Below are 22,944 nucleotides of genomic sequence, written 5' to 3'. Positions count from 1 at the left end.
CCCGCACGCTACACGCTCGCCTCCGGCACCATCGGTACGGCTCTACGACCGGTTCACCGTGCTCCGGCGCAGGCCGAGCCGGGCAGCCCCGACCATGAGGCGGACCGGCCGTTACCGACGGGACCCCGCGCCCAGCAAGACCCCGCCCAGGATCAGCCCCATGCACAGGAGTTGGGGCCATTCGGTGACCTCGCCGAGCAGTCCCCACGACAGCAGGGCCACGCACACGGGCTGAAGGTAGTAGACGATGCCCGCGCGGGCGGCGCCGATCAGGGCGATGGCCTTGTTCCAGGCGAAGAAGGCGACAGCGGAGGAGGCCACGCCGACGTAGAGGAGGGGCAGGACCGTGCCGGGGGTCGGGCGGAAGCCGCCCTGGAGGGCCACGCTCGCGGCCTCCACGGGCAGCAGGAGGACCGTGCCGACCAGGAACGTGGTGAACAGGAAGGCGGTGCCGCCGAGTTCGGCGGGCCTGCGGCGGAGCAGGGCACTGTAGGCGGCGAAGCAGCAGGACGCGGCGATCATCCACAGGTCGCCGGCGCCGAAGCTCGCCCCGCCGCCCATGAGGAGCAGCACGCCGGCGCAGGCCGTCAGCAGCCCGGCGGTCCGGCGCGCTCCGAGCCGTACGCCGCCCAGCCGCTCGAACACCGCCATCAGCACCGGCGAGGCGGCCATGATCATGCCCATGGTGGCGGCGGGGGTGGTGAGCCCGGCCTGGTTGACGAGGGTGTTGTAGACGGCGACACCGAGCAGGGAGGCCAGCAGGACGTAGCGGCCGTGCTGCCGGATCAGCTTTCGCTGCCGCCAGGCCTGGCGGGCGCCGAAGGGTGCTACGGCCGCCAGGGCGATCACCCAGCGCCAGAAGGCGTGCTGGATCGGCGGGACGCTGTCGTGCAGCGCGCGGGAGGTGACGAAGCTGCCGGACCAGACGACCGTGGCGAGGGCGGCGAGGGCGAGGCCGAGCACGGGGGCGGCGGCGGCCTTGCGGGGGCGAGTGAGAGGGGTGGCGGTCTGGTGCAGGGCTGTGGCCACAGAGATCCTTTCGGCGATCGGGTGATCGGGGTGCACCTACCGTCGCAGTGCCGGATCTGTCAGGTCCATCGAATCTTTTCGACTGATCTTTTCAGCAGAACTGAACGATGGATGCCTGGCCGCCATGCCCAGCTGCCCGGCCAGCGTCGCCCCGAAGGCCAGCGCCATGCCCGCCACCTGCACCGGCGCCAGCGCCTGTCCGAGGGCCGCCCAGCCGACGACGGCCGCGGTCAGCGGGGAGAGCGGGCCGAGGAACCCAACCTGGGTGGCGGTGAGGCGGCCGATGCCGCGGAACCAGAGCCAGTAGGCGACCGCCGTGTTGGCCAGCGCGAGGTACAGGTAGCCGCCGACCGCCCGGCCGTCGATCGCGGGCGGGGCGCCCTCGACCAGGAAGGCGACCGGCGCGATGAGCAGACCGCCCGCGGTGAGCTGCCAGCCGGTGAGCGCCAGCGGGCCGACGCCGTCCGGCCGTCCCCACCGCTTGGTCAGCACTGTCCCGGCGGCCATCGAGGCGGTGGAGGCGACGGCCGCGAGCACCCCGATCGCATCGAGGGCACCGGCCCCCTGGAGGACGACGAGGCTGACGCCGAACGCGGCCACGACCCCGGTGACCAGCGTGCGCGCGACGGGCCGCTGCCCGAGCAGCAGCGCCGAGAGGCCTACGACGAACAGCGGCCCGACCGAGCCGACGACCGCGGCCATCCCGCCGGGCAGCCGGTACGCCGACACGAACAGCAGCGGAAAGAAGGCGCCGATGTTCAGCGCGCCCAGCACCGCCGCCTTCCCCCACCAGGCGCCGCGCGGCAGCACCCGGGTGAGGGCGAGGAGCAGCACTCCGGCCGGCAGGGCCCGCATCAGGCCCGTGAACAGGGGGCGGTCGGGCGGCAGGAACTGGGTGGTGACCGCGTAGGTGGTGCCCCAGGAGACGGGGGCGAGGGCGGTGAGCAGGACGGTCGCGGACCGTTTCATGACCGGGTCCCTTCGGTTTCGGGAGAGCTGGGGGTCACGCCGTGCCGGGCGCGGGGGGCGGCGTCGCCACCGCGGGTCACGGTCACCGGCAGGGGCCGTACCGCCTCCGCCGGCAGTCGGCGCTCCACCCGGATCAGCAGGGCGGCGGCCACCGCCGAGGTGAGTACGAGGACGGCCCACGGCGCCCGGCCGTCCAGCGCGAGCAGGGCTGTGAACAGCGACGGCGCCACCGCCTTCGCCAGCGACCAGGACATCTGGTAGGCCGCCATGTACCGGCCGCGCACCGCCTCGGGCGCCGCCGCGACGGCGAGCACCTGGGCGGCGGGGCTGTGGATCAGCTCGCCGAGGGTGTAGACGACGACCACGGCGACCAGGGCGCCTCCCAGGACCGTGTCCGAGCTCGGCCGCAGGGTGCCGAGCAGGATCTGCGCGGCGAAGGCGGCCGCGAACAGGGCCCCGCCCAGTGCCGCCGCCCGGGTGCGCCGGGCGCCGGCCCGGCGGACCTGCGCGCCGACGCCGACGCCGGCCACCGCACACAGCACGGTGTTGATGGTGAAGGCGGCGCCGCTGAGCGCGGCGGGCCCGTGCAGCCACTCCACGACGAACAGCGGGAAGAGGACCGAGAGGGCCGAATAGCTCAGCGCGTTCAGGAAGTTGGCGCCGGTGACGACCAGGAAGGGCCGGTCGGTGAGGACGAGCCGGTATCCGGCGCCCGCGTGACGCGAAGCCGGGGCCCCGTCGGCCGCGCGCACCGGCTTCAGCGGGCGCAGCAGCAGCGCCGCCAGCGCGAAGGAGAGGGCGTTGCCCCAGGCCGCGTACGTGTAACCGGTGCCGCCCGCGAAGGCGATGACCAGCGTGGCCAGCAGCGAGCCCGCCCCGCTGCCGGCGTTCTGCATCGCACGCGTCGACGCCTGCAGCCGGTCCTGCCCGGCTCCGCGCGCGACCTCGCCGATCAGGGACTGCTGCGCGGCGGGGAAGGCCCGGTCGGCGGCGGCGGTGACCAGGGCGACGGCCGCGAAGGCGGCGAGGGAGTGGGCGAAGGGGTAGAGGGCGAAGCCGACGACCCGGACGCCGTACAGCACGTACTGCACGCGCTTCGCGCCGTACCGGTCCACCGCCGCCCCGGCCAGCGGCAGCACGCCGATGCCCGCGAGGCCGGTGGCCGTGAGCACGGCGCCCACGACCGTGAAGGACAGTCCGGTGACGTAGTGGAAGAACACCAAGGTGAACGGGACGTACATGCCCGTACCGACGCCGTTGACGGCGGCGGCGACGGGCAGGGCCCACTCCCCCGGGATGCGCTCGCTCTTCCCGCTCTTCCTCAGCTCCATGCCGACCCCCTTGGATAACTTGCTGGAAAGTAGCTTAGCGCCAAGCTACTTTTCGTCAAGCTACTTTCTTGCAGGCGACCGAACGGAGCCGGATACTCCCCCCATGAACCCGAGCCAGTCCCCCAGGGATCCCGTCGACGCGATCATCGACCAGTGGGCGGCCGTGCGGCCCGACCTGGACACGAAGGCGATGGAGGTCTTCGGCCGGATCTACCGCCTCTCCCGCGCCATGGGCGACCGCGTGGAGAAGGCCTACTCCCCCTACGGGATCTCGCGCGGCGAGTTCGACGTCCTCGCGACCCTGCGCCGCTCCGGCGAGCCGTACACCCTCTCCCCGCGCCAGCTCTCGGCCACGCTGATGCTCACCACCGGCGGCATGACCGGCCGCCTCGACAAGCTGGAACGCGCCGGCCTGCTGCGCCGCTCCCCCGACCCCCACGACCGCCGCGGCCTCCAGGTGACGCTGACCGAGAAGGGGCTGGACATCATCGACCAGGCGGTCGGCGCGGGCCTCGCGGTCCAGACGGAGGCCCTGTCGTCCTCCCTCGACAGCGAACAGGCCGACCAATTGGTCGGCCTGCTGAGGGAGTTGCTCGCGGGGACACAGGGGGCGGAGCGCTAGGGCCTGTCCGGCGGATCAGGCCGGCTCCAGGTGACGGTGCCTGATCAGCACAGGTGAGCGGGGTCATGGGGGTGCCCCCGCGCGAGCGCATTCGAGCGTGGGGGAGCGTGCAGCTGCAAGGCGGAGGAGGGCGTCGACGCGATGCCCCGTTACCTTCTTCGTGGCCAGACCCCGCGATTCCGGCATGACCCGCCGGACAGGCCCTAGCCGCCGACGTATGCGGCCACCGTCGCCTCGATCCGTACCGTGTCCGTGGCGTCCGCCGCCCAGGCCACGTATCCGTCGGGCCGCACCAGCACCGTCGTACGACGGTCACTCGCCCACCGCGCCACGGCGAGGCGCTCCCCGCGCCCGCCCTCGTACGGCTCCGGGGTGATCAGGACGAACCGGCCGCCGCGCAGGGCCTCGTAGAGGCGGCCGCCGCCGGCCAGGGCGACGTCCGGGACACGGGTTCCGGTGAGGCGGTGGGCGCCGCGGGGCGCGGGGTAGCGGTAACCGATGCCGGTGACCTGGCCTGCGACCTTGCGGCGGGCCGGGCCCGCGGCGTTGAGGAAGGTGGTGAGTGCGGCGCGGGCCGCCAGCGTCCAGGGGCGCTTGGCCATGGCGAGGCGGACGATGCCGCCGCTGCTCCGCAGCACCGCCTTGCCGACCGGGTGCCGCTCGGTCTGATAGCTGTCGAGCAGCTCGGGGTCCGCGTGGCCGGTGACGACCGCGGCGAGCTTCCAGCCGAGGTTGGCCGCGTCCTGCAGCCCGGTGTTCATGCCCTGGCCGCCGGCCGGGGTGTGCACGTGCGCGGCGTCCCCGGCGAGGAAGACCCTGCCGACTCGGTAGGCGGGCGCCTGGCGCTCGTCGCTGTGGAAGCGGGACATCCAGCGGGCGTCGTGCATCCCGAAGTCCCCGCCGAGCGCGAGGCGGGTGATCTCCCTGACCTCTTCCAGGTCCAGCGGCTCCTGGTCGGGGACGTTACGGCCGCGGTGCCAGCCGATCACCCGGTAGTAGCCGTCACCGAAGGGCGCGAGGAAGGCGAAGGCGTCGCCGACGGCGTTGACGGTGAGCAGGGTCGGGGGCTTCTCGGCGAGCCGCACGTCGGCGAGGACGACGGAGCGGATCACCGACTTGCCGGGGAAGGGCAGTCCGACCGCGTCCCGCACGGCGCTGCGCATGCCGTCGGTGCCGACGACGTAGGCGGCCCGCAGGGTCTCCGCCCGGCCTTCGGGACCGCGGGCTTCCACCGTCACGCCGTCCGCATCCTGGGTGAGGCCGGTCAGCTCGGTCTCGTACCGGAAGTCGACGCCCGCCTCGACCGCACGCCGCTCCAGCACCTTCTCCACCTCGTACTGCGGCAGGACGAGGAGGTGGTTGAAGCGGGAGGGAAGGGTGTCGAGGCCGACGGTGAGCCGGCCGAAGAGGCGGAGCCGGTCGAGGGGCCGGCCGACGGCTTCCAGGTCGTCGGCGAGGGCGCGGGCGTCGAGCTGTTCGAGGGTGCGGGCGTGCAGGACGAAGGCGCGGGAGAGGTTGCTGATCTTGCGGGGACGCTTTTCGAGGACGGTGACCGGGACGCCGGCGGTGGCGAGGTCGCCGGCCAGGAGGAGGCCGGTGGGGCCGGAGCCGACGACCAGGACGCGAGGGGTGGCGCCGGTGGCGTCGGTGGTGCTGCCGGTGCCGGTGGTTCCACTGGTGCCGTTCATGGTGGCCTCCTGGGGTGCCAACGTCCGGTGGCCCACGCGTGTCGGCCGACATCTACTGGTCAACACGCGTTGGTCAACGCTTGTTGGCAAACATAGAACGACCACCGGTCGACGTCAACACTTGTTGGCCCACGGATGTGGGCCTACGCTCGTTGGCATGACCGGCAGCCTCAGCAGAAGCACAGATTCCGGAGCCGGCCCGGCGGCCCGCCGCTCCGACGCCACCCGTACCGCGATCCTCGCCGCCGCCCGCGAGCGCTTCGCCGCCGACGGCTACGAGCGGGCCACCATCCGCGCCATCGCCAAGGACGCACGCATCGACCCGTCGATGGTGATGCGGTACTTCGGCAGCAAGGAGGGCCTGTTCGCGGCGGCGGTCGCGCTCGACCTGCGGTTGCCGGACCTGACGCAGGTCGAGCGGGACGAGGTCGGCCGAGCGCTGGTGCAGCACTTCCTCGGCCTGTGGGAGGAGAACGAGGAACTCACGGCCGTACTGCGCGTCGGCGCCACCAACCAGGCCGGAGCCGAGCGCATGCAGGGCATCTTCCGGGACCAGCTGCTGCCGGTGGCCCGGCAGGTGTGTCCCGACCCCGAGCAGGTACCCGCGCGGGCCGCGCTCTGCGCCTCACAGCTGCTCGGGCTGGCGCTCACCCGCTACGTCCTGCGCTTTGCGCCCACGGTGGCGCTGCGCCCCGAGGAGATCGTGGCGTGGCTCGCGCCCACCGTGCAGCGCTACCTGGCAGCACCCAGCCCCTGAACCGCGTGCTGCCCCGACAGGGCCTGGGTGCACGCCTGTCGGGGAGATCAGCCGGCGAGCTTGCAGCCCGACGCCTTGACGGGCCCGAACTCGTCGGGCCTGTAGGACCAGCTGACGCACTGCCAGATGCTGCCGCCGCTGGTGGTGGTGATGGTGCGGTTTTCCCAGGCCAGACCAGTCGGGCCGTGACAGTTGGTGCCCTCCAGCCACAGGCCGGAAATGGATCCGTGCCCCACCAGGCCCTCACAGACGTAGTCGGCCGTGGCCGTCGTGGTGGCGGGGGCGGCCTGGGCCGCGGCGGCCGGAACGAAGGCGCCTGCGAGAACCGCGGCTAAGCAGGCACCGAGACGTAGGGCTCGCTTCATGTGCATCTCCTGTCGTCGGCCCCAGGGCCACACCGACCCCGGGGTGCGCGCTCCGAGTCTCGGCCGCAGGAGCATCGGGAGGCAAGATCGGCTGGATCAGTTGAACTGTGCCTACGACAGGGAGAAAACGCCGAGGGCGCCGTCCCCACCCGGGTACGGCGGTGTGCGCGTACGGACGGGAGGACAGGCGCCCTCGGCAGAGATCGGGTTCCGGTCAGGCCTTGGCCTTCTCCGTGCCGGGCTTGTGCACACGGATCTTGGACTTGTCCAGGACCATCACCAGCCCCGTGATGACCGCGAACAGCACCAGCGGAGCCAGCACGTACAGGCCCAGCGTCGCGCCGACGCTCAGGCCCTTGCCGGGGTCGTCGCCGTCGTCGCGGGTCAGCGCGAGCGCGGGGGACGACATGAGCAGCATCATCAGCGTCGTACCGGCGGCCAGGGCGCCGGCGCGCAGGGCGTTCTTCTTGTCCACGCTCTCAAGTTAGCGAACGGCCAGGAAGGCCGCGCGCCCGGGGTGCCCTACGGCGGCTCACCCCCCGCTTCCTCCCGCAGGACCTCCAGCAGCGCCCGCAGCCGCGGCGAGGCCGCCAGTTCCTCCAGCGGCACCGGGCGGCCCTGCGCGTCGGCGACCGGCAGCCGCCAGTTGGGGTACTGGTCCCAGGTGCCGGGGAGGTTCTGCGGGCGGCGGTCGCCGACGCCGTCCGGGAGCCAGACGCCGATCAGGCGGGCCGGGGTGCGCAGCAGGAAGCGGTGGACGCCCTGGATCTCCGCCTCCTCGGCGGTTCCCGGGGGCCCGGCGGCCGGGGTGTCCAGCAGGCCGAGGCTGCCCAGCAGGGCGAGCCACTCCGCCGCGTCCGCGGTCGCCTCCGCGCGTTCCTCGGCGGCCGGGCGGGTCAGCAGGCCGAGGCTGTCGCGCAGGTCGACGTGCTCGCCGGTGAGCCGGGCGGCGGTGGGCGGCAGGTCGTGGGTGGTCGCGGTGGCCAGGCAGTCGGCGCGCCAGCGCTCGGGCGGCAGCGGGCGGCCGTCGCCCTCCCAGTCCCGCTCGAACCACAGCACGGAGGTGCCGAGCACCCCGTGCCGCTGGAGCGTCTCGCGCACCCCCGGTTCGACGGTGCCCAGGTCCTCGCCGATCACCACCGCCCCGGCGCGGGAGGCCTCCAGGGCGAGCAGGGCGAGCATCGCCTCGGCGTCGTAGCGGACGTACGTGCCCTCGGTGGGCGGGCTGCCCTGGGGCACCCACCACAGCCGGAACAGGCCCATCACGTGGTCGATGCGCAGGGCGCCGGCGTAGCGGAAGAGGGCGCGCAGGAGGTGGCGGTAGGGGGCGTGGCCGGAGGCGGCGAGGCGGTCGGGGCGCCAGGGAGGCAGGCCCCAGTCCTGGCCGCGCGCGTTGAAGGCGTCGGGTGGGGCGCCGACCGACATCCCGGCGGCGAAGTGGTCCTGCTGCGCCCAGGCGTCCGCGCCCTGGGGGTGCACGCCGACGGCGAGGTCGTGCACGATCCCGACGGGCATCCCGGCCTCCCGGGCGGCGCGCTGGGCGGCGCGGAGCTGGCCGTCGGTGAGCCAGGCGAGCCGGGTGTGGAAGCCGACGCGGCCGGCGAGCTCGGCGCGGGCGCGGGCGGTGTCGGCCGAGCGCGGGTCCCGCAGCCCGCCGGGCCAGCGGTGCCAGTCGGCGCCGTAGGTCTCGGCCAGCGCGTACCAGGTGGCGTGGTCCTCCAGGGCCTGGCCCTGAGCAGCGCGAAAGGCGTCGTACGCGGCCTGCCGCCCCGGCCCGAGGGGGACGCCGAGCACCAGCTCCAGGGCCTCGTGCTTCAGCTCCCACACCGCATCCCGGTCGATGAGGGCGCCCTTGTCGAGGACGGCGGCGCGCAGCCGCTCGGCGCGCTCCAGCAGCGTGCGGATCCGGTCGCGGTCCTCGGGGTCCTCGATGTGCGCGAACTCGGGGATCGCCTCGATCCGCAGGTGGACGGGGTCGGGGAAGCGGCGCGAGGACGGCCGGTACGGGGACGGGTCGGTCGGGGCCCCGGGTACGGCCGCGTGCAGCGGGTTGACCTGCACGAACCCGGCCCCGGCGGTGCGCCCGGCCCAGCCGGCCAGCTCGGCGAGGTCGGCGAGGTCGCCCATGCCCCAGGAGCGCCGGGAGAGCAGCGAGTACAGCTGGACGAGAAGGCCGTACGAGCGGGTGGCGGGGGCGGGCAGCCGGTCCGGGGCGACGATGAGGTGGGCGTGTCCGGTACGTCCGTCGGGCGCGCCGGCGCTCACCCGGTGCACACCGGCCGGCAGGTCCTCGATCCGGTCCCGCTCCTCCCCCTGCTCGGTCTCGACGCGCAGGCGGGTGCCGGGCGGCAGCGCGGCGAAGGCGTCGGGCGGCCCCTCGGTGCCGGCCCACCGGACCACCGTCGGCGGCAGCAGCCGTTCGCGCAGCTCGTGCTCCCGTTCGGCGAGCGCGGCGCGGACGGCGTCCGGGGTTCCGGCGTCGACGCCGAGGGCGGCCAGGGCGGCGACCACGGCGGAGGCGGAGACCGCGACCGTACGGTCCGGGGCGGGACTGTAGGAGGTGGCGACCCCGTGCAGCCCGGCGAGCCGGGACAGTTCCTCGTCGTCGTGCGCCGCGGCCATCTACAGCCCCGGGCCGAAGAAGTCCGGGACCGGGTCGGACTCGCTGGTCAGCGGGGCGGCATCGGCGAGCGGCGGCTCGCTGGTCAGGGGCTCGGCATCGGGCAGCGGCGGCTCGCTGGTCAGCGGCGCCTCCGCGCACGCTCCCTCCGCGCTGAAGAGGCAGTCCTGCGGCTCGTGGGTCTCGGCGGACGACTCCGCCACGGGTTTCCACTGGGCCGGGATCGGGAGATGAGCCGGTGCGGCCACGGGGGCCTCCTTGTCGCTGTGTCCTGTCGCCGGGTCGAATGCCGCGGCTTGGGGTGGTTACGGCAGGCCTACCCCGTGACGGCGAAGGCACTCTCCAGGACCGGTGGAGCACGGGTGCACGCGCGTCGTGAACCGGTGCCGCCCGGGCGGTCGGCAGACCGGTTGTGGGACTGTGCCGCGCTATGGGGGGCGGCGGGAGAAGGAGGGCGTGGATGGGGACGCGGCACTGTTGCGGGCCGTCGCGGCGGGGGATCCGGCGGCGGTGCCCGGGCATCCGGAGGTCTTCGGACCCCCGGCCGTGATCCGCAACACGCTGGGCTGTACAGATGTCACGGCAGCCGCGGCCGTCCTGCTCGGCGCCCGCCTGAGCAGGCTGCCGGCCTTCCGCTGACCGCGTGCCCCCGTGGGCGCCGCCCTGTACGCCGTACGCGGGGCGCGCGCCGAAGGGCCCCGTGGCTGAGCGGAGCCGTTCGGCCACGGGGTATGCGAAGGCCCGGATCGTCAGGCGGAGATGCCGTCGATCCGGGCCATGGCGTCGTCCGCGCCGTACGGCTGCAAATAGGGCAGCCAGCGCGGGTCCCTATGGCCGGTCCCGATGATGCGCCAGGCCAGACCGGTGGGCGGAGCTGGTTTGTGGCGCAGCCGCCAGCCGATCTCGACGAGGTGTTTGTCGGCCTTCACGTGGTTGCAGCGGCGGCATGAGGCCACCACGTTGTCCCAGACGTGCTTGCCTCCGCGGCTGCGCGGGATGACGTGGTCGACGCTGGTTGCGACGCCACCGCAGTACATGCACCGGCCCCCGTCGCGGGCGAACAGCGCCCTGCGGGTAAGAGGAACGGGCCCCCGATAGGGAACCCGGACGAATCGCTTGAGCCGGACCACGCTGGGTGCGGGGACTGTGACGGTTGCGCTGTGCATAAAGGCGCCGGATTCCTCGAGGGAGACGGCCTTGTTCTCCAGGACGAGGATGAGCGCGCGGCGGAGCGGTACGACGCCGAGCGGCTCGTACGACGCGTTGAGGACCAGGACATGCGGCACGGGGGCCTCCTTGGGCGTCGGCGGCGCGTGGCTCGCGCCGGGACGATCTGCAGCCAGTCTCCCCTCATGCCTGGTGGAAGCGCCACCATGTCCCGGTAACGGGCTGGGAGTGTTTTCGACCACACCCGATTCATCCCCCGGATCATGGCCTGTTCAAGCCCGGGTGAGAACGGTCTCTCCTGTGCCCCTCCTTTGCGGATCGGCGTGGAACACACACAATGCCCCGTTAGTGTGTTGGTTCTGTCCGCCCGGTGACCTTTTCGTGACCTTGACCGCCCCACCGGAGCGGACCGCGCAGCACCATGGAGGTACCTGCCGTGTCCTTGCCCGTCGTCCTCCTGGCCGCCGGTGCGACGCCCTCGCCGTCTCCCTCGGGACCGACGGCCCCGGCCGTGCCGACGATCCAGGACGCCCAGCAGAGCGCGACGAACGCGGCGAGCTGGGTCGAGCAGAACTGGTCGACCTGGCTCGCGATGGGTCTGCAGATCCTGCTGATCCTGGTCGTGGCGTTCGTGCTCAGAGGGCTGGTACGGCGGGCGATCACCAAGCTGATAGACCGGATGAACCGGACCGTGGAGTCGGTGGACGGCACCGCGCTGGGCGGTCTGCTGGTCAACGCCGAGCGGCGCCGGCAACGCTCGCAGGCGATCGGCTCGGTGCTGCGCTCGGTGGCGAGCTTCCTGATCCTCGGCACGGCCGCGCTGATGGTGCTGTCCACCTTCAAGATCAACCTGGCGCCGCTGCTGGCCTCGGCCGGTGTGGCCGGTGTGGCGATCGGTTTCGGCGCCCGGAACCTGGTCACGGACTTCCTCTCCGGTGTGTTCATGATCCTGGAGGACCAGTACGGCGTCGGCGACACGGTCGACGCGGGCGTGGCCTCCGGCGAGGTGATCGAGGTCGGGCTGCGGGTGACCAAGCTGCGCGGCGACAGCGGCGAGATCTGGTACGTCCGCAACGGCGAGGTCAAGCGGATCGGCAACCTCTCCCAGGGCTGGGCGACCGCCGGGGTCGACGTGACCGTGAAGGCGAGCGAGGACCTGGACCGGGTGAAGGCCAGGCTGGACGAGGTCGCCGAGCGGATGAGCAAGGAAGAGCCCTGGAACGAGCTGCTGTGGGGGCCCGTCGAGGTGCTCGGCCTGGACAGCGTGCTGATCGACTCCATGGTGGTCCGGGTCTCGGCGAAGACGATGCCGGGCAAGTCGGTGGCCGTGGAGCGCGAGCTGCGCTGGCGCATCAAGCGGGCCTTCGACGCGGCGAGCATCCGCATCGTGGGCGGGGCCACGGCCGCGGTGGACGTCGAGGACACCCCGGACCCGACGGCCGCGGTGGCCGCACCCTCGGTGTACTCCAACACCGCCTCGCCGCAGTCGGAGGCGGCGACACCGATCACTCCGCAGCAGCGGTCGGCGCCGAAGTAGCTCCGCAGGCCAGGCGGTAGCCCTCGCCCCCGAGGTAACGACTCTGTTGCCTCGGGGGCGTTGTCTATTGACGCCCTCTTCGTCCTGGGCTTACGTTCCTCCCACCCGAATAGGAAAGTTTCCTAACAGTGATCTTCCGGCGGCCGGTGATCAAGGCTGGACGTCATGGCCAGGTCACTGAAAAACTGGGCAGTTGGAAAGGCAGGTGTCGACCCCCATGGCAGGAACCGCCGGTACGCCGGGCACCCCGCGCGTCCTGCGCGCCATGAACGACCGCGCCGCCCTGGACCTCCTGCTGGAGCACGGGCCGCTGTCCCGCACCCGGATCGGCAAGCTCACCGGCCTGTCCAAGCCGACCGCCTCCCAGCTGCTGGCCCGCCTGGAGGCGGCCGGACTGGTCCGGGTCACCGGCACCAGCGAGGGCCGGCCGGGCCCCAGCGCCCAGCTGTACGCCGTCAACCCCACGGCCGCGTACGCCGCCGGGCTCGACGTCGCCCCGCACCGCATCCGCGCCGCCGTCGCCGACATCACCGGCCGCACGGTCGGCGAGTACGAACTGCCCACCCCGGGCCGCCGCCCGGCCCAGCCGGTCCTCCAGCAGGTCACCGAGGCTCTCGACGGCGCGGTGAAGGCGGCGGGGCTGGCCCGGGACGACGTTCACCGGCTGGTCATCGGCACCCCCGGCGCTTTCGATCCGGGCACCGGCCGGCTGCGTTACGCCTCCCACCTGCCCGGCTGGCACTCCCCCAGCCTGCTCGGCGAACTCGCCGCCGCGCTGCCGATGCCGGTGGAGTACGAGAACGACGTCAACCTCGTCGCCATCGCCGAACAGCGGCTCGGCGCGGCCCGCGGCCACGCGGACTTCGTCCTGCTGTGGAACCAGGAGGGGCTGGGCGCCGCCCTGGTCCTCGGCGGCCGGCTGCACCGCGGCTGGACCGGCGGCGCCGGCGAGGTCGGCTTCCTGCCGGTGCCGGGCACGCCGCTGGTGCGCCAGGTGACCAAGGCCAACAGCGGCGGCTACCAGGAGCTGGCCGGCTCCCAGGCGGTACCGAAACTCGCCCGGGAACTCGGCATCGAGGACGTGCCGACGGGGCCGCACACCGAGGCCGCCGCGGAACTCGTGGCACGCGCCGCCGACCACGCGAGCGGCCCCCACCGGGAGCTGCTGCAGACCTACGCGACCCGGCTGGCCACCGGTCTCGCCTCGCTCGTCTCCGTGCTCGACCCCGAACTCGTCGTCCTCAGCGGCTCCGCCCTGACGGCCGGCGGCGAGGTGCTGCGCGCCCTCGTCCAGGCCGAGCTGGAGGAGCTGGCGGCGGCCCGCCCCCGGCTCGTCGTCGGCGACGTCCGGGAACACCCCGTACTGCGCGGCGCGTTGGAGTCCGCGCTCGCCACCACCCGCGACGAGGTCTTCGACACCTCGCGCTGAGCGTCCGTAGCCCCTGCTCCTCACCTCACCCCGCCCCTGGGAGACCTCGCCATGCCCGACGTCGTACCCTCTCATGCCCGAAAAGCGGCTTTTGCCCTGACTGCCTCCCTCGCCCTCCTCACCACCGCCTGTACCGGCCAGTCCGACGCCGGCGCCACCGACGACGCCTCCAAGGACACGACGATCAACTTCTGGCACGCCTGGAGCGCGCCGAACGAGGTGAAGGCCGTCAAGTCGCTGGTCGCCGGATTCGAGAAGGCGCACCCCAACATCCACGTGAACATCGTCGGCAACATGACCGACGACAAGATCAACCAGGCGCTGCGCTCCGGCGGCGACCGGGCCCCGGACGTGATCTCCTCCTTCACCACCAACAACGTGGGCAAGTTCTGCTCCTCGGGCGCGCTGGTCGACCTCAACCCCTTCTTCAAGAAGTCGGGGATCGACCCGGAGACGACCTTCCCGAAGACGATGAACGAGTACACCCAGTACGACGGCAACCGCTGCACGGTGCCGCTGCTGGGCGACGCGTACGGCCTCTACTACAACAAGACGGCATTCAAGAAGGCGGGCATCACCGCCCCGCCGAAGACATGGTCGGAATTCGAGGCCGACGCCAGGAAACTGACCATCACGCAGGGCGACGGCTACGAACAGCTCGGCTTCATGCCGGACTACCACGGCTGGGAGTCCACCACCGAGCACTACTTCGCCCAGTTCTCGCCGACGTACTTCGGCAAGAACGGCAAGTCCGGCCTCGCCGAGGACCCGGCGTTCGAAAAGGGCTTCACGCTCCAGAAGAAGCTCGTCGACGAACTCGGCGGATTCCGGAAGCTGGAGAAGTTCCGGGCCACGCTGGGCGACGAGTGGGGCCCGAAACACCCCTTCCACACCGGTCAGGTGGCCATGCAGCTCGACGGCGAGTGGCGGCTCGGAATGGCCGAGGACGCCAAGGCGAAGTTCGAGATCGGCGTCGCCCCGCTGCCCGTCCCGGACGACCAGGCGAGCCGGTACGGCAAGGGCTACATCACCGGCACCATCGCGGGCATCGCCGCCACCAGCCACCGGCAGAACGCGGCCTGGGAACTGGTGAAGTACATGACCACGAACACGGACGCGGTGGTCGGCTTCGCCAACGACATCCACAACGTGCCCTCCACACTGGCCGCGCTGAAGTCGCCGAAGCTGAAGTACGACCCCCGGTTCAAGACCTTCCTGGACATCGCCGCGAACCCGGACTCCACCACGACTCCCGCCTCGATCAACGGCGGTGTGTACCTGGTGACGATCCAGCAGTTCGGCTACGACTACGAGAGCGGCAAGGTCACCGATCTGAAGGCCGGCCTGAAGAAGACGGCCGCGCAGATCGACACGGACATCGCGCAGGCCAAGTAGCCCATGAGCACGATCACGCTCGCCTCGAAGCGCCGCAGGGCTGCGCTTCGTACGGCCGCCTTCATGTCGCCCTGGCTGATCGGCTTCGCGGTCTTCTTCGCGTACCCGCTGATCTCGACGGTCTACTTCTCGTTCATGCACTACGACGGCTTCCGGCCGCCGACGTGGAGCGGCACGAAGAACTGGACGTACGTCTTCGAGCACTACCCGCTCTTCTGGCCCGCCCTGCGCAACACCCTGTGGCTGGTCGTCGTCATGGTGACGCTCCGGGTCGTCTTCGGACTCGGCGTCGGCCTGCTCATCACGAAGATCAAGACGGGCACGGGTGTCTTCCGCACCCTCTTCTACCTGCCCTACCTCGCCCCGCCGGTCGCGGCGACCATGGCCTTCGCCTTCCTCCTCAACCCCGGTACGGGCCCGGTCAACTCGATCCTGGAGAAGGCCGGCATCCCGGCGCCGGGCTGGTTCAACGACCCCGCCTGGTCCAAGCCCGCCCTGACCCTGCTGGCGCTGTGGGGCATCGGCGACCTGATGGTGATCTTCATGGCCGCGCTGCTCGACGTACCGGCGGAGCAGTACGAGGCGGCCGAGCTGGACGGGGCGTCGGCGTGGCAGCGGTTCCGCTACGTCACCCTCCCGAACATCTCGCCGATCGTGATGTTCGCCGTCGTCACCGGCGTGATCCAGACGATGCAGTACTACACGCAGCCACTGATCGCGGGGAAGGTCGCCTCGGGGGTGATCCAGGGCGCGGGCACCCAGTTCGAGCCCGGCTATCCGGACAAGTCCACGCTCACCCTCCCGCAGCTCGTCTACAACCTCGGCTTCCAGCGCTTCGACTACGGCTCCGCGTGTGTCGTCGCCCTCGTGCTCTTCGCCCTGTCGATGGTGTTCACCGCGTTCCTGATGCGGCGCCGGGGCGGTCTCATCCAGGCAGGTGACTGACCATGACCCAAGTGCTGGACAAGCCGGTGAAGCCGGCACCGGCGGTGTCGGGTGCCGAGCGGACCGCCCGCCGCAGGGCGCTGTTCGAATGGATCGCGGTCCACTCCCTCGGCGTCGCGGCCGCCCTCTTCTTCACGCTCCCCTTCGTCTTCGTGTTCCTGACCTCGCTGATGAGCGACTCGCAGGCCCTCAGCCGGGACCTGATCCCGCACACCTGGGAGTGGGGCAACTACAAGAGCGTGCTCGACACCCCCGGCTTTTTGACCTGGTGGAAGAACACGCTGGTCTACGCCGGTCTCGGCACCGTACTGACCGTGGCGTCCTCGGTCCCGGTGGCGTACGCGCTGGCGAAGTTCCGCTTCCGGGGCCGCAACCTGTCACTCATGCTGGTGATCTCGATGATGATGCTGCCCCCACAGGTGGTCATCATCCCGATGTACCTGTTCTGGGCGAAGCAGCTGGACCTGTCGGGCACGCTGTGGCCGCTGATCATCCCGATGGCGTTCGGGGACGCGTTCTCCGTCTTCCTGCTGCGCCAGTTCCTGATGACGATCCCGAACGAGTACGTGGACGCGGCGAAGGTGGACGGCTGCGGTGACCTCAGGACCCTGCTGCGGGTCGTCCTGCCGATGGCGAAACCGGGTATCGCCGCCGTGGCGCTCTTCCAGTTCTTCTACGCCTGGAACGACTACTTCGGCCCGCAGATCTACACGTCCGAGAACCCGGGCGCCTGGACGCTGTCGTACGGCCTGGAGTCCTTCAAGGGCGCCCACCACACCGACTGGAACCTCACCATGGCCGCGACCGTGCTGGTCATGGCCCCCGTGATCCTCGTGTTCTTCTTCGCCCAGAAGACGTTCGTGGAAGGCGTCACGCTCACCGGAGTGAAGGGTTGATCCGTATATGAAACTCACCGTGGTCGGCGGAGGCTCGACCTACACCCCCGAACTCATCGACGGCTTCGCACGCCTCAGGGACACCCTGCCCATCGAGGAACTGGTGCTCGTGGACCCGGCGGCCGAACGCCTGGAACTGGTGGGCGGCCTGGCCCGCCGTATCTTCGCCAGGCAGGCGCATCGCGGCCGGATCGTCACCACCTCCGACCTGGACGCGGGAGTCGACGGCGCCGACGCCGTACTGCTCCAACTGCGCGTCGGCGGGCAGGCGGCCCGCGAACAGGACGAGACCTGGCCGCTGGAGTGCGGCTGCATCGGCCAGGAGACGACCGGCGCGGGCGGCCTGGCCAAGGCGCTGCGCACGGTCCCCGTCGTCCTCGACATCGCCGAACGGGTCCGCCGCACCAACCCCGGTGCCTGGATCATCGACTTCACCAACCCGGTCGGCATCGTCACCCGCGCCCTGCTCCAGGCGGGCCACCGGGCGGTGGGCCTGTGCAACGTGGCGATCGGCTTCCAGCGCAGGTTCGCGGCGCTGCTGGGCACCGACCCGAAGGACGTCCACCTGGACCACGTAGGCCTGAACCACCTCACCTGGGAGACGGGGGTACGCCTCGGCGGCCCCGAGGGCGCCGACGTGCTTCCCGGGCTCCTGGCCGAGCACGGCGACACCATCGCCGACGACCTGCGCCTGCCACGCCCCCTCCTGGACCGCCTCGGCGTGATCCCCTCCTACTACCTGCGCTACTACTACGCCCACGACGAGGTCGTACGGGACCTGCGCAGCAAACCCTCCCGGGCGGCAACGGTCGCGGCCATGGAACGCCAGCTGCTGGCGATGTACGGCGATCCGTCCCTGGACGAGAAGCCGCCGCTGCTCGCCGAGCGGGGCGGCGCCTTCTACTCGGAGGCGGCGGTGGACCTGGCGGCTGCCCTGCTGCGCGGAGCCGGCAGCCCCTACCAGGTGGTGAACACGCTCAACAAGGGCACGCTGCCCTTCCTGCCGGACGACGCGGTGATCGAGGTACAGGCGGCGGTGGGCCCGAGGGGGCCCGTGCCGCTGCCGGTGCCGGACCTCGACCCGCTCTACGCGGGCCTGGTGGCGAACGTGACGGCCTACGAGGACCTGGCCCTGGAGGCGGCCCTGCGCGGCGGCCGGGACCGGGTCCTGCGAGCCCTCCTCGCCCATCCCCTCATCGGCCAGTACGAGTACGCCGACACCCTCACCGACCGACTGATCGCGCACAACCGGGAGCACCTCGCGTGGGCCTGAACCCGACCGTTCTTGCCATCGACGCCGGCAACAGCAAGACCGACGTGGCCGTGGTCACCGCTGCCGGAGAGGTGCTGGCCACGGCCCGCGGCGGCGGCTTCCGCCCGCCCGCGGTGGGGGTCGCGGCAGCCGTGGACGCCCTCGCCGTCCCGGTGGCGCGGGCGTTCGCGGACGCGGGCGTGAGCTCCGCCTCGCAGGTGTCGGCCTGTCTGGCCAACGCCGATCTGCCGGTGGAGGAGGAGCAGTTGGCGGCCGCGCTGCACGCGCGCGCGTGGGGCGCGTCGGTGGAGGTACGCAACGACACCTTCGCGATCCTGCGCGCAGGCGTGGCCGAGCCCCGGGGCGTCGCCGTGGTCTGCGGTGCCGGCATCAACTGCGTCGGCATGCGCCCCGACGGCCGTACCGCCCGCTTCCCCGCGATCGGCCGTATCTCCGGCGACTGGGGCGGGGGCTGGGCCCTGGCCGAGGAGGCGCTGTGGCACGCGGCCCGCGCGGAGGACGGCCGCGGCGAGCCGACGGCCCTGGCCCGCACCCTGCCCGCCCACTTCGGCCTGCCGTCCATGTACGCGCTGATCGAGGCGCTGCACCTGGAGCATGTGGAGCACGGCCGCCGGCACGAACTGACTCCGGTCCTTTTCGAGACGGCCGCACAGGGGGACGCCGTGGCGCGTTCGGTGGTGGACCGGCTCGCTCAGGAGGTGACGACCATGGCCACGGTGGCGCTGACCCGCCTTGACCTCCTCGCCGAGGAGACCCCGGTCCTGCTGGGCGGCAGCGTCCTGACCGCCGGGCATCCCCAACTGGACGACGGCATCCGCGATCTGCTGGCATCGCGCGCCCCGAAGGCGGACGTCCGGGTGGTGTCGGCGGGCCCGGTGCTCGGGGCGGCGCTGCTGGGCCTCGACCGGCTGGGGGCGGGGGTGGAGGCGCAGGAGCGGGCGCGGGCCTACTGGGAACACAGGCCCTGAGCAAGTGGTCGTACGGCCACATGCGGCAGCTGTCTCGAAAAGGCGGGTTTATTCGGAAGGTCGCCGGGAGTCCGTGGAGGTCCGGCAGCAGGGCCGTTAGCTTCACGCAGGTCTGCACCAAGTCGACCTCCAGGGAAGGACACCCGTGTTCCGACGCATAGCCGCCGCCGGTCTCGCCGCAGTCGCGGCGCTCGCAGGATTCGCAGCAAGCCCCGCGAGCGCCGGGACGAGGGCGAGTGCCGACCCGTCCGGTCTGAAGGACCTGACCCTCACCTCGTTGAGCAACAACCGCAACCTCGACGTGCAGAACGGCAACACCGGCGACGGCGTCTTCCTCGTCACCAACAGCGCGCCCGGCCACCACCAGCAGTGGAGCGCGAACCTCAGTGGCAGCGACGGCTCCTTCACCCTCGTCAACAACGCCACGGGGAAGTGCACGGACGCCGGCCTGCCGCTCAGACAGCAGTCCTGTGACGGCCGCGCCACGGAGCGGTGGTACTTCCAGCCCGTCACCGGAGGCACCGGCGCCTTCATGATCCGCAACACGCGGGACAACAAGTGCCTGGACGTGTGGTACGACGCCCAGTACGACGACGCGTGGACCGACACCTACGACTGCAACGGCAGCAAGGCCCAGCAGTGGCGCCTGCCCGACACCGCGCGGGACGCCGCGTTCGCCTCGGCCGTCGACTACGCCGGAGCGCGCTGCGTCAAGGACACCTCCTCCTGCTCGTGGCGCACCCGGTCCCAGGCGCCCTCGGCGCCCCTGCCGAAGAAGTGCGTCTCGCCGGTCTGGTTCAACGGCACCACGGCGCCGGTGCCGTGGACGTTCACCATGAACAAGCACACCGGCTGGTCCTCCACGCTCGGCTTCACGTTCGGCGCCTCGATCGGCGCCGGCGGCGCGTCACCGGTGACCGCCCAGGTCAGCCAGCAGATCACCGGCAACGTCTCGCAGAACCTGGTCGAGGACCTCGGCAACAGCCTCACCATCACGGTGCCTTCCCAGCAGTACGGCTGGGTGGCCCTGTCGGAGCTGGCGACGAAGGTCACCGGCACGTGGACCTTCGACACGAACGGCTTCGCCTGGACCGCCGAGGACACCCTGACCGTCCCGCTCAGGACCGACGACCAGGGCGGCGCCAGCATCTACCTCGCCCAGACCAGCGCCACCTTCACCAACTGCGAGAGCAGCCGGTGAAGATCCGGCACGGGGCCGCGTAGTCCGCGGGGGCCGGGGCACCATACGTGCCCCGGCCGCCGCGGGTACCGCCCCGGGGAACCGATCATCCGCAACCGGCGTGTTCATCACCAGGGGGTGGTGCGTCACGCCCCCCGCGCCGTAGGTTGCGCTGCGATCCGATCAAGATCGAGTGAAGGCCGGTGCGGATGTCAGTCCGGGCAGCGATACTTGGCGGCGAACGGATGACCATGGGGGAGGTCAAGTGACACACCCGCCGAAGAGCAGCTCGGCACCACCGGTCGGCCCCGCCATGCCCGCAGTCCCTCCTCAGCCCGGCCGGCCGCCGGTCCCTCCGGCCGCCTCCCTCGTCTCCCCCGCCTCACCCGCGCCGCCCGCCCGCCGTACCGCCTTCGCCGAGGGGGCCGAGCGGCTGCGTGCCGCCGCGACCACCGAGCCGGGGCGGCTGCGGATCATCGGGGCCGTCCTCGCCCTGCTCGTCGTCGCGTTCGGGGCGGTCACCGCCTGGCAGACCTCCGAGCGGGCCGCCGCCGCCGACGACGTGCTGCACAGCAGCCAGCCGCTCAGCTCGGGCGCCGCCGACATCTACCGTTCGCTGGCGGACGCCAACACGGCCGCCTCCAGCGGCTTCCTGGCCGGCGGCCAGGAGAGCGCGGGCTCCCGCACCCGGTACGAGAAGGACATCCGGACGGCCGCCTCGGGGCTCGTCACGGCCGCCGCCAACGCCACTCCCGGCTCCCCCTCCGAGGCGACGATCGCCAAGCTGAACCGGCTGCTGCCCGAGTACAAGGGACTGATCGAGCGCGCCCGGACCTACAACCGGCAGGGGTATCCGGTCGGCGGCGCCTATCTGCGGTACGCGAACGAGAAGATGCAGAAGGAGATGCTCCCGGCGGCGGAGGATCTCTACACGAAGGAGAACCAGCGGCTGGACGCCGACTACGGGGATGCGACGCCGTATCCCTGGGCGGCCATGGCGCTCGGCGTGCTCGCCCTGGCCGCGCTCGGCTGGGCCCAGCACCGCACCTACCGGCGCACCAACCGCGTCCTCAACCACGGCCTGGTCGCCGCCACCGCCGCCACCACGGTGGTCCTGCTCTGGCTGGTCGTCGGGCACGCCGTCGCGCGCTCGGGCCTCAACGGCTCCTACGACCACGGGATCCGTTCGCTGAACTACCTGCACGACGCCCGGATCGCCTCCCTGAAGGCCCGCGGCAACGAGAACCTCAGCCTGGTGGCACGCGGCGCCGAGACCGTCACGGTCGGCGGACAGCAGTACGACGCGTACTACTACGACTTCGACAAGGACATGGCCGTGCTCGGCAAGGGCCTGGCCCAGGCGGAGAAGCTCGCCGACGACCAGGCCGGCACCAAGCCGGTCAAGGCGGCCGAGGGCAACATGGCGGTGTGGAAGCAGCGGCACGCCTCGGCCCGGGCCGAGGACGAGAACGGCAACTACCAGCAGGCGCTGGACAAGGTGATCGGTGCCAAGGGTGCGACCGGCGAGTGCTTCGACAGCGTCGACGACAATCTGCACCGGGCCATCGACCACGAGCAGGCCGAGTTCAAGCAGGCCGCAGGCAGCGGGCGGGACGCGATGACGGGTCTGCCCGTCGGCGCCGCCGTACTGGCGGTGCTCGGCGCCACGGGCGCGGTCGCCGGCATCGGGCGCAGGCTTTCGGAGTACCGGTGACAGGGGGCAGGACGATGTACGCAGCACGTGCACGGGCCTCCCTGCGAGGCTGGGGCGGGGTCGGCGCGATGGCGGTGGTGTGCGCCCTCGCGCTGGCGTTCGTCCTGCTGCTGCCGCGCACCCAGGCCGCCCACCAGGGCGGGAGCACCTCGGGGCCGGGAGTGGCCGACGCCGGCCAGGCGCGGGCCGACTCCTGCGAGGACTCCCAGGCGCAGAACCAGACGCTGTCGCCGTCCGGCGCCGACGGGCCCACGATCGACGCCGTCAAGGCCCGTACGGGCGCCAAGCGCAAGCTCGTCGTCGGCGTCGACCAGAACAGCTACCACTGGGGCTACCGCAACCCGAACACCGAGGGCGCGGAGCTGGAGGGCTTCGACATCGACCTCGTCCACCGCATCGCCCAGGACATCCTCGGTGACCCGGACGCGGTGCAGTTCAAGGCCATTCCGACCAGCCAGCGCATCTCCGCGATCCAGGACGGCCGGGTCGACATGGTCGTGCGGACGATGACCATCACCTGCAAGCGGCTCGCCGATGTCGCCTTCTCCGCCCCCTACTTCAAGACCGGGCAGCAGGTGCTCGCGCCCAAGTCGTCGTCCGTCACCGGCTACGACGACACCCTCGCGCACAAGAAGATATGCACGGCCTCCGGTTCCACCGCCTACAGCAAGCTGAAGGCGGACCGGGACAAGGGCAGCCTGCCCGCCTCGGCCGACATCTCCACCACCGTCCCCAACCAGCTCGACTGCCTGGTCAGGCTCCAGCTCGGCGAGGTCGACGCGGTGGTCACCGACGGCGCGCTCGCCGCGAGCCAGGCCGCCCAGGACCCGACGGTCGAACTGAAGGGCAAGGCGTTCACCACCGAGTACTACGGCGTGGCGATGAAGAAGGACGCCACCGATCTGGTACGCCGGGTCAACCGCGTCCTGGTGGACTACCGCGCGAGCGGCTGGCAGGCGTCGTACGACACATGGCTGTCGGCCACACTGGGAAAGGACTCGGGACCGTCCAAGCCGCCCGCGCCGCAGTACTTGCGCACGAGCTGACCCCCTCCCTACG

22 protein-coding genes are annotated in these 22,944 nt (G+C 71.9%); 13 read left to right on the top strand and 9 right to left on the bottom strand.

Features of this window, described 5'->3' with window-relative positions; all coding sequences use genetic code 11:
* Window positions 1-111: 111 nt before the first annotated feature.
* The 3 genes from AQI88_RS25455 to AQI88_RS25445 are packed head-to-tail and all read right to left on the bottom strand — an operon-like array spanning window position 112 to window position 3,329.
* Window positions 112-1,017: a DMT family transporter gene (locus AQI88_RS25455; protein WP_067003610.1), complete on the bottom strand. Its 906-nt coding sequence runs from the start codon at window positions 1,015-1,017 to the stop codon at window positions 112-114.
* A 48-nt stretch (window positions 1,018-1,065) separates the two neighbouring features.
* Window positions 1,066-1,998, bottom strand: coding sequence for an EamA family transporter (locus AQI88_RS25450; RefSeq protein ID WP_067003449.1), 933 nt, complete (start codon window positions 1,996-1,998; stop codon window positions 1,066-1,068).
* Window positions 1,995-3,329 (bottom strand): MFS transporter, encoded by a 1,335-nt coding sequence (locus AQI88_RS25445; protein WP_067003447.1) that lies wholly within the window; start codon window positions 3,327-3,329, stop codon window positions 1,995-1,997. Before AQI88_RS25445 ends, AQI88_RS25450 begins: the two co-directional genes overlap by 4 nt.
* A gap of 103 nt (window positions 3,330-3,432) precedes the next feature.
* Between AQI88_RS25445 and AQI88_RS25440 the strand changes: the two genes are divergently transcribed.
* Window positions 3,433-3,951: a MarR family winged helix-turn-helix transcriptional regulator gene (locus tag AQI88_RS25440; RefSeq protein WP_067003445.1), complete on the top strand. Its 519-nt coding sequence runs from the start codon at window positions 3,433-3,435 to the stop codon at window positions 3,949-3,951.
* Window positions 3,952-4,154: 203 nt separating this feature from the next.
* Here the strand turns inward: AQI88_RS25440 and AQI88_RS25435 are convergent, their stop codons facing one another.
* Window positions 4,155-5,639, bottom strand: coding sequence for an FAD-dependent monooxygenase (locus AQI88_RS25435; protein ID WP_067003443.1), 1,485 nt, complete (start codon window positions 5,637-5,639; stop codon window positions 4,155-4,157).
* Between the two features lie 157 nt (window positions 5,640-5,796).
* Between AQI88_RS25435 and AQI88_RS25430 the strand changes: the two genes are divergently transcribed.
* A complete protein-coding gene (locus AQI88_RS25430) occupies window positions 5,797-6,396 on the top strand; it encodes a TetR/AcrR family transcriptional regulator (protein ID WP_067003441.1) in 600 nt (199 codons plus the stop codon).
* A gap of 47 nt (window positions 6,397-6,443) precedes the next feature.
* Here AQI88_RS25430 and AQI88_RS45175 read toward each other — a convergent pair whose 3' ends face one another.
* The 4 genes from AQI88_RS45175 to AQI88_RS25410 form a co-directional block, all read right to left on the bottom strand.
* On the bottom strand, window positions 6,444-6,761 hold the full coding sequence (locus tag AQI88_RS45175; protein ID WP_067003440.1) for a hypothetical protein: 318 nt from the start codon (window positions 6,759-6,761) through the stop codon (window positions 6,444-6,446).
* Window positions 6,762-6,975: 214 nt separating this feature from the next.
* Window positions 6,976-7,236, bottom strand: coding sequence for a hypothetical protein (locus AQI88_RS25420; protein WP_067003438.1), 261 nt, complete (start codon window positions 7,234-7,236; stop codon window positions 6,976-6,978).
* 47 nt (window positions 7,237-7,283) lie between these two features.
* Window positions 7,284-9,383 carry a 4-alpha-glucanotransferase gene (gene malQ, locus AQI88_RS25415; protein WP_067003436.1) on the bottom strand — a complete coding sequence of 700 codons (2,100 nt, stop codon included), beginning with the start codon at window positions 9,381-9,383 and terminating at the stop codon, window positions 7,284-7,286.
* Entirely contained in the window at window positions 9,384-9,629 is a 246-nt protein-coding gene (locus tag AQI88_RS25410; protein WP_067003434.1) for a hypothetical protein, read from the bottom strand.
* Between the two features lie 208 nt (window positions 9,630-9,837).
* Here AQI88_RS25410 and AQI88_RS25405 point away from each other — a divergent pair, with 208 nt between their 5' ends.
* The gene (locus AQI88_RS25405) at window positions 9,838-10,020 is read left to right on the top strand and encodes a hypothetical protein (RefSeq protein ID WP_067003429.1); all 183 of its coding nucleotides are present in this window, start codon (window positions 9,838-9,840) and stop codon (window positions 10,018-10,020) included.
* 110 nt (window positions 10,021-10,130) lie between these two features.
* Here AQI88_RS25405 and AQI88_RS25400 read toward each other — a convergent pair whose 3' ends face one another.
* A complete protein-coding gene (locus AQI88_RS25400; protein WP_067003427.1) occupies window positions 10,131-10,667 on the bottom strand; it encodes an HNH endonuclease in 537 nt (178 codons plus the stop codon).
* Between the two features lie 317 nt (window positions 10,668-10,984).
* On the opposite strand from AQI88_RS25400, the gene AQI88_RS25395 reads away from it, so the two are divergent.
* The 10 genes from AQI88_RS25395 to AQI88_RS25350 all read left to right on the top strand — a co-directional run bounded on the left by AQI88_RS25395 (window position 10,985) and on the right by AQI88_RS25350 (window position 22,931).
* Window positions 10,985-12,085, top strand: a complete 1,101-nt coding sequence (locus AQI88_RS25395; protein ID WP_244184302.1) for a mechanosensitive ion channel family protein — start codon at window positions 10,985-10,987, stop codon at window positions 12,083-12,085.
* Between the two features lie 217 nt (window positions 12,086-12,302).
* Window positions 12,303-13,514 carry an ROK family transcriptional regulator gene (locus AQI88_RS25390; protein WP_067003424.1) on the top strand — a complete coding sequence of 404 codons (1,212 nt, stop codon included), beginning with the start codon at window positions 12,303-12,305 and terminating at the stop codon, window positions 13,512-13,514.
* A gap of 51 nt (window positions 13,515-13,565) precedes the next feature.
* Complete coding sequence (locus AQI88_RS25385; protein ID WP_067003419.1) at window positions 13,566-14,909, top strand: ABC transporter substrate-binding protein; 1,344 nt, start codon at window positions 13,566-13,568, stop codon at window positions 14,907-14,909.
* 3 nt (window positions 14,910-14,912) lie between these two features.
* The gene (locus AQI88_RS25380) at window positions 14,913-15,854 is read left to right on the top strand and encodes a carbohydrate ABC transporter permease (RefSeq protein WP_067003417.1); all 942 of its coding nucleotides are present in this window, start codon (window positions 14,913-14,915) and stop codon (window positions 15,852-15,854) included.
* 2 nt (window positions 15,855-15,856) lie between these two features.
* Complete coding sequence (locus AQI88_RS25375; protein WP_067003415.1) at window positions 15,857-16,750, top strand: carbohydrate ABC transporter permease; 894 nt, start codon at window positions 15,857-15,859, stop codon at window positions 16,748-16,750.
* A gap of 7 nt (window positions 16,751-16,757) precedes the next feature.
* Window positions 16,758-18,023: a 6-phospho-beta-glucosidase gene (locus AQI88_RS25370; protein ID WP_067003413.1), complete on the top strand. Its 1,266-nt coding sequence runs from the start codon at window positions 16,758-16,760 to the stop codon at window positions 18,021-18,023.
* Complete coding sequence (locus tag AQI88_RS25365) at window positions 18,014-18,991, top strand: N-acetylglucosamine kinase (protein ID WP_067003411.1); 978 nt, start codon at window positions 18,014-18,016, stop codon at window positions 18,989-18,991. The genes AQI88_RS25370 and AQI88_RS25365 overlap by 10 nt, the downstream gene beginning before the upstream one ends.
* Window positions 18,992-19,136: 145 nt before the next feature.
* The gene (locus tag AQI88_RS25360; RefSeq protein ID WP_067003409.1) at window positions 19,137-20,192 is read left to right on the top strand and encodes an RICIN domain-containing protein; all 1,056 of its coding nucleotides are present in this window, start codon (window positions 19,137-19,139) and stop codon (window positions 20,190-20,192) included.
* 292 nt (window positions 20,193-20,484) lie between these two features.
* The gene (locus tag AQI88_RS25355) at window positions 20,485-21,885 is read left to right on the top strand and encodes a hypothetical protein (RefSeq protein WP_208615900.1); all 1,401 of its coding nucleotides are present in this window, start codon (window positions 20,485-20,487) and stop codon (window positions 21,883-21,885) included.
* 14 nt (window positions 21,886-21,899) lie between these two features.
* Window positions 21,900-22,931, top strand: a complete 1,032-nt coding sequence (locus AQI88_RS25350) for a glutamate ABC transporter substrate-binding protein (RefSeq protein WP_067003407.1) — start codon at window positions 21,900-21,902, stop codon at window positions 22,929-22,931.
* Window positions 22,932-22,944 lie beyond the last annotated feature (13 nt).

The organism is Streptomyces cellostaticus (genome assembly GCF_001513965.1).
Taxonomy (GTDB): domain Bacteria; phylum Actinomycetota; class Actinomycetes; order Streptomycetales; family Streptomycetaceae; genus Streptomyces; species Streptomyces cellostaticus.
Note: the sequence above shows the minus strand (reverse complement) of the source record. Positions and strands in the feature narration are given on the sequence as shown.